This is a genomic window from Roseateles sp. P5_E11, from assembly GCF_054049355.1.
This window is the reverse complement of the sequence record NZ_JBFUMO010000663.1, coordinates 1-2,935: the sequence shown is the minus strand read 5'-3', so window position 1 is coordinate 2,935 and position 2,935 is coordinate 1. Positions and strand designations below refer to the sequence as shown.

The 2,935-nt window shown below is 71.4% G+C and carries 1 protein-coding gene; it reads right to left on the bottom strand.

Annotation, left to right across the window (positions count from 1 at the left end):
- Positions 1-2,935 (bottom strand): putative bifunctional diguanylate cyclase/phosphodiesterase (locus tag ACXJKR_RS28790; protein ID WP_457325752.1); only part of this gene is annotated, 2,935 nt, incomplete at both ends.

Below are 2,935 nucleotides of genomic sequence, written 5' to 3'. Positions count from 1 at the left end.
GCTCTCGACACCCTTGGCCAGCACGGCACAACCGATATTGCGCGCCAAGCCGATGACGCTCTCGACGAGCGACAGGTCCTGGGCATCGCCCAGCATGCCCTGCACATAGCTACGGTCGAGTTTGAGGGTGTCCACAGGCAGACGCTTGAGTGAACTGAGCCGCGAGTAGCCGGCGCCGAAGTCGTCCAGCGCGATGCCAATGCCCAGGCTCAGGCAGCGCTGGATGAGGGCTTGGGTGGCGACCGTCTCGACCAGTGCGTCGGACTCCAGCACGTCCAGGTGCAGCAGATGGGCGACCTCAGGCGACTGGCGCTGGATGAGTTCCTGCAGGCGCTGCGGGAAGTCGTGGCGGCGCAGCTGGCGGGCGCCGACGTTGACGCTGACCGGCAGACCCTTGCCATCGTTGACACCGGCGCGCAGCCAGGCCATCGCCTGCGCCAGGGCCTGCTCGATGACCCAGTCGCCGATCTGCACGGCCAGGCCGGTCGCCTCGACCAGCGGCAGGAAATGCGCCGGTGCGAGCAGGCCGCGCTCGGGGTGCTGCCAGCGCAGCAGGGCTTCCACACCCATGACCTGGCCGCTGCGCAGATCGATCTGCGGCTGGTAGTGCAGCAGCAGTTCATTGCTGTCCAGGGCGCGTTGGAGTCGCGCGACGGCRATCATGCCGGCCTCATCGCGCTGGTCCAGCGTCGGGTCATGGAACTGGATGCCGCCGCGGCCTGCATGCTTGGCGCGGTAGAGGGCGTGGCCGGCGTGGCGCAGCAGCGTTTCCGGGTCGGCGTCGTCCTGGGGATAGAGGGTGGCGCCCATGCTGGCGCCGATTTCAATGGCCAGGCCGTTGCCGACACGGTTCTCGCGGATGGCGACCGGCGTGGACAGCACCGCCAGCAGGCGGTCGGCGGCGCGCTGGGCCTCTTCGGGCGTCTGCACGCGCATCAGCACGGCGAACTCGTCGCCATGCAGCCGGGCCAGCTGGTCGGCGGTATCTGGCGCGGCGCCACGCGAGCCGCGCAATGTGGCTTGCAATCGGCCACTGAGTTGAAGCAGCACGGAATCCGCGACAAGCTGGCCGTGCTCCGCGTTGACGCGGGCGAAGTCGTCGAGGTCGATGAGGCCGACAATGAGCCTGAAGCCGTCGCGGTTGGCCGCGACCAGGGCCAGCTGCAGCCGCCGCATGAACTCGTCGCGGTTGGGCAGGCCGGTGGCGACGTCAAAGCGCAGGCTGCGGCGCAGCAGGTCCTGCTGGCGCAGGCTCTCGCCGAGGTCGGTCAGGCTGAGCAGCCGCCACCTCGGGCTGACGCCGTCGGGCTCCGGCACGGGGCTGAGTTTGGCCGAGAAGACGTGTCGGCCGCCGTCCTCAAGCTCGGCCTGCAACTGGCCGCTCCATGACAGGCCATCATTCAGCGCTGTCTGCAGCTCGGCGGTCTCGTGGCCACTGCGCTGCAGATTGGCGATGCTCAGCGGTGTGGCCGGCCGGCCGACGAGAGCCTCGCGCGGTGCATGCAGGATGTCGCAATAGGCTGAGTTGACCTCGACGACGCGCCACTGCGTGTCGATGACAGCCAGACCCTCGCTGGCCTGCTGGAAGAGGGTGGCCGACATGCGCTCGCGTTCCTCGGCCGTGTGGCGCCAGCTGACATCCGCCAGCGTTGCGATGAGGCCACGCGCGCGGCCCTGGCGGTCGCGCAGCGGGACATGGGCCTGCAGCTCATGCCAGCGCCAGTCGCCGCCGTCGGCCGCCAGCCGCAGCGACACACCCAGTTGGTTGAGCTGCGGGTCGGCCAGCAGCTCGCGCAGCGCACGGCGCACCGGTTCGCGGTCGCGCGGGTGAGCCAGGCGTACCCAGTCCAGCGGCGCAGTGCCGGCTGCGGTGCCGTCGACGGGCGTCGTCAGGGCCTGCCAGCGCGCCGACGCATGGCGGCGACCCTCGGGCAGGCGCCACTCGGCCAGGGCCAGGCCCTGGGCATCCAGGGCGCTGCGCCAGCCGTCCCGGTCGCGCAACTGGTGGTGGCTCAGCGCGATAAGGACCAGGGGCAGCAAGGCGAAGCCAGCGCCCAAGGCATAGGAGAGCAGGGCCGGCGGCGCGCTGAGTGCCCACAGACCCAGCAGGCCGGCACCCAGCATGGCATTGGCGCGAGGCGAGGCTTGCAGGGCATGCAGACAGAGGAGCAGATGTGGCAACAGCAGCGCGGCGCCGGCCTCCGGTAGCCAGATCAGGGCCGCCTGGGCAAGAACGGCCGCTGTGGCCAGCATGCGGGCGRCCCAGCGGCCGCCGCGGCGCGGGCGTTGGGTGCTGGCCTGCAGGCAGGTACCGGCGCAGAGCAGCCCAAAGCCCCAGGCGGCCGCGAGTTCCAGCGCGCCACCAAGCGCGCCGCTTCGGGTCAGTCCCGCGGCCATCGAGGCTGCCAGTGCGAACAGGCCAGCCAGTACCGGTGCGGCCAGTCCACCCAGCAGGCCGAAAAGAAGGACTTCGCGGCGACCAGTGAGCCGGCCCGTCAGGCGCAGCCGGCGCATCAGCGTGCGATTCAAAGCGATCGCGAGCAGGGGCAGGGCCAGCGCCGTGAGCACGGGTGCCGAGATCAGCAGGTCCAGTGCTGCTGCCGGATCCGCGGGCGAGCGCGCCAGCAAGGGCAGCCCGGCGCCCAGCAGCAAGCCCGCCATGACCAGCGGCAGCACCCAGGCGCTCAGCCGCCATAGCGTCAGCAGGCCCAGAGCCGCCAGCAGCATGGGCACCAGCAGGTCCTGCGCTGGCATGGCCGCAGCGGGCTGGGGAATGCGCAGCAGAGGCGGCAGTGCATCGGCGGCGAGCCCCCAGGCGGTAACCAGGCCGCCCCCCAGGCCGGCCAGCGCGGCCAGGCCGACGCGGCGCAGACGGCGCCAGCCGCGGCGGCGGTCATGGATGCGGCGCGGGCCAGGTGGCAGGGTCGTGGAGGGC